The organism is Afifella marina DSM 2698 (genome assembly GCF_900102695.1).
GTDB lineage: Bacteria > Pseudomonadota > Alphaproteobacteria > Rhizobiales > Afifellaceae > Afifella > Afifella marina.
Window position 1 is genome coordinate 1 of record NZ_FMVW01000020.1, and the last position, 3647, is coordinate 3647.

The following is a 3647-nucleotide window of genomic DNA, read 5'->3' on the forward strand; positions in this document are numbered from 1 at the left end:
ATCGCTGCCGTCAGCGTCGTCTTGCCATGGTCGACGTGACCGATCGTCCCGATGTTCGCATGCGGCTTCGTGCGCGAAAATTTCTCTTTTGCCATCAGCTCTCTCCGTCTGACTTCTCAACCTGTTTCTGAAGAAATCAGGCGTATTTCGATTGAATTTCCTGGGCGACCTGGCTCGGCACCGGCGAGTAATGGTCGAACTGCATCGTGTACTGGGCACGCCCCTGGCTCATAGAGCGCAGCGTGTTGACGTAACCAAACATGTTCGCAAGCGGCACCATCGCGTTGATGACGGTGGCATTGCCCCGCATCTCCTGGCCCTGCACCTGCCCACGCCGGGAATTGAGGTCACCGATCACAGACCCGGTGTAATCCTCCGGCGTCACCACCTCGACCTTCATGACCGGCTCGAGAAGAACCGGCTTGGCCTTCTGGGCACCCTCGCGGAACGCGGCACGAGCCGCGATTTCGAAGGCGAGCACCGAGGAGTCAACGTCATGGTACGCGCCGTCGAGGAGCGTCGCCTTGAGGTCGACCATCGGGAAGCCGGCCAGCACACCATTGCCGAGAACGCTTTCGAGGCCCTTCTGGACGCCCGGAATGTACTCCTTCGGCACGTTGCCGCCGACGATCTTGGATTCGAACGCGAAACCCGCACCGGACTCCTGCGGCTCGAACACGATCTTGACGCGAGCAAACTGACCCGAACCGCCACTCTGCTTCTTATGCGTGTAGTCGATCTCGGCCGCCTGCGTGATCGTCTCGCGATACGCCACCTGCGGCTGACCGACATTCGCCGCGACCTTGAACTCGCGCTTCATGCGGTCGACGAGAATGTCGAGATGAAGCTCGCCCATGCCGGCGATGATCGTCTGGCCAGATTCCTCGTCCGTCTTCACGCGGAAGGACGGATCCTCCTGCGCCAGGCGGTTGAGGGCGAGGCCCATCTTCTCCTGGTCGGCCTTGGAATTCGGCTCGATCGCAATCTCGATGACCGGATCCGGGAATTCCATACGCTCCAGAATGACCGGCTTGACAGGGTCGCACAGCGTATCGCCCGTCGTCGTGTCCTTAAGACCGACAAGCGCGACGATGTCGCCAGCGAACGCTTCCTTGATCTCTTCACGGTTGTTGGAGTGCATGAGAAGCATCCGACCGATGCGCTCGCGCTTTTCCTTCACCGTGTTCATCAGGCTCGCGCCAGATTCGAGCTTGCCCGAATAGATGCGCGCAAACGTCAAAGAGCCGACGAACGGGTCATTCATGATCTTGAAGGCGAGCATCGAAAGCGGCTCGTCATCCGAGGAGATGCGCTTGACCTCTTCGCCCGTCTTCGGATCGATGCCGCGAATGGCATGAACCTCAACCGGGCTCGGCAAATAATCGACGACCGCGTCGAGCAGCAGCTGAACGCCCTTATTCTTGAAGGCGGAGCCAGCAAGGATCGGGAAGAACTGCACGGCGCAGGTGCCCTTACGGACGAGCCGGCGGATCGTGTCGTTGTCCGGCATGTTGCCTTCGAGATAGGCTTCCATGACGGTATCATCGAGCTCAACAACGGTCTCGATGAGCTTCTCGCGCCACTCTTCGGCACGATCGCGAAGATCCTCAGGGATCTCCACGTCGTCCCACTGCGCGCCGAGCGTCTCGTCACGCCACAGGCGCGCATTCATCTCGATGAGATCGACGACGCCCTTAAAGTCGCTTTCCGCGCCGACCGGCAGCTGAAGCACCAGCGGCTGAGCACCGAGACGATCCTCGATCATCTCCACGCAGCGGTAAAAGTCGGCGCCAATCTTATCCATCTTATTGACGAAGATCATGCGCGGAACTTTGTACTTGTCCGCCTGGCGCCAAACCGTTTCGGTCTGCGGCTCGACGCCGGCATTGGCGTCGAGAAGAGCAATCGCACCGTCGAGCACACGCAGGGAACGCTCGACTTCAATCGTGAAGTCGACGTGGCCAGGAGTGTCGATGATGTTGAGGCGCCGCTTCTTGCCGTCGCGACCCGCCCAGAAGGTGGTCGTCGCAGCCGACGTGATCGTAATGCCCCGCTCCTGCTCCTGCTCCATCCAGTCCATGGTGGCCGCGCCCTCATGGACCTCGCCCATCTTATGGCTCTTGCCGGTGTAGAAGAGGATCCGCTCCGTCGTCGTGGTCTTTCCAGCATCAATGTGCGCCATGATGCCGAAATTGCGGTAGTCCTCGATCTTATAGTCGCGTGGCATGTGGGGCCCCGTTTCTTTCGGTTACCAGCGGTAATGCGAGAAGGCGCGGTTCGCTTCCGCCATGCGGTGCGTATCTTCGCGCTTCTTCACCGCATTTCCGCGGTTGTTGGCAGCGTCCATGAGCTCGCCGGAAAGGCGCTCCTTCATGGTCCGCTCGTTACGGCCGCGAGCGGCCGTGATCAGCCAGCGAATGGCCAGCGCCTGACGGCGATCCACCCGGACCTCGACCGGCACCTGGTACGTCGCACCACCAACACGGCGGGAGCGCACTTCCACATGCGGCATGACGTTGTCGAGCGCCTGATGGAAGACTGCGACAGGATCCTGGCGCATCCGGCCTTCCACACTCTCGAGCGCCCCATAGACGATCGATTCAGCGGCCGACTTCTTACCGTGATACATCACGGAGTTCATGAATTTGGAGATCACCCGATCCCCATACTTCGGATCGGGATTGATTTCCCGCTTGTCTGCACGACGGCGTCGCGACATCGCCCCTCTCCTTACTTCGGCCGCTTGGCGCCGTACTTCGAACGACGCTGGCGACGGTCTTTGACGCCCTGCGTGTCGAGGACGCCGCGCAGAATGTGATAGCGAACACCCGGAAGGTCCTTCACGCGCCCGCCGCGGATCATCACCACGGAGTGCTCCTGAAGATTGTGACCTTCGCCCGGGATGTAGCCGACGACTTCGTAGCCGTTGGTGAGGCGCACCTTGGCGACCTTACGCAGCGCGGAGTTCGGCTTCTTCGGCGTCGTCGTGTAGACGCGCGTGCACACACCGCGCTTCTGCGGATTGGCCTCGAGCGCCGGCACCTTGTTACGCCGCGGCTTGTCGTGACGCGGCTTGCGGATGAGCTGGTTGATCGTCGGCATTAATATGTCCGGCTTCCGTTCTATCGAATCCCTCACGAACACGACATGAATCGCGCCGCATCACCTTCAGAAGGTTGCAGCGCCCGAAACAGAGGATTGCGGGAGACCGCAATCGTGATCCAAAACTCTTATCGCATTCAAACCCGGGCAGCGTTTAAGCCTTGTAGTCTCGCGCAATGGACGCACGAAACAGGGCTTGGCTTACCGCCTGCCCCTTGGGTGGTGCTCATCTAGCCAGTGGTAGGGTTCGCGTCAACCCCGAGGCCCGGGTTTTCTTAACGTTTGCAGCGTCAGGGCCCGGAATCGACGATTCAAGGCTCGCTTTGGCGCCGACCTGACCACACGATCTCTCGCAGCAGGGCGGAATGTTCGCCGATCGCCTCCGAAAGGTGGTGGAATGCGATTCTAGAGCATCGGACCTGAAATGAGAATCGGAGGTTTGCGGATTGTCTGAAGCATGATTCACTGTTTGAGGAGGTGGATCATGGGCCGATGCTATTCGATGGATCTTCGCGAGCGGGTGGTGGCTCGTATTGCGAGCGGCC

General features: G+C 60.2%; 4 protein-coding genes. All 4 read right to left on the bottom strand.

Annotation, left to right across the window (positions count from 1 at the left end; all coding sequences use genetic code 11):
* Positions 1–95, bottom strand: a 95-nt coding sequence (locus BLP76_RS18435) for a GTP-binding protein (protein WP_139163779.1), incomplete at its 3' end; no start/stop codon positions are given.
* A 41-nt stretch (positions 96–136) separates the two neighbouring features.
* Complete coding sequence (gene fusA / locus BLP76_RS18440) at positions 137–2227, bottom strand: elongation factor G (protein ID WP_092816688.1); 2091 nt, start codon at positions 2225–2227, stop codon at positions 137–139.
* A 21-nt stretch (positions 2228–2248) separates the two neighbouring features.
* Positions 2249–2719, bottom strand: coding sequence for a 30S ribosomal protein S7 (gene rpsG, locus BLP76_RS18445; RefSeq protein ID WP_092816690.1), 471 nt, complete (start codon positions 2717–2719; stop codon positions 2249–2251).
* A gap of 11 nt (positions 2720–2730) precedes the next feature.
* Positions 2731–3102: a 30S ribosomal protein S12 gene (gene rpsL, locus BLP76_RS18450; protein WP_026381892.1), complete on the bottom strand. Its 372-nt coding sequence runs from the start codon at positions 3100–3102 to the stop codon at positions 2731–2733.
* Positions 3103–3647: the final 545 nt, after the last annotated feature.

Coding starts and splice junctions, on each gene's coding strand:
- fusA (WP_092816688.1), bottom strand. CDS start 2,227: ATGCCACGCGACTATAAGATCGAGGACTACCGCAATTTCGGCATCATG.
- rpsG (WP_092816690.1), bottom strand. CDS start 2,719: ATGTCGCGACGCCGTCGTGCAGACAAGCGGGAAATCAATCCCGATCCG.
- rpsL (WP_026381892.1), bottom strand. CDS start 3,102: ATGCCGACGATCAACCAGCTCATCCGCAAGCCGCGTCACGACAAGCCG.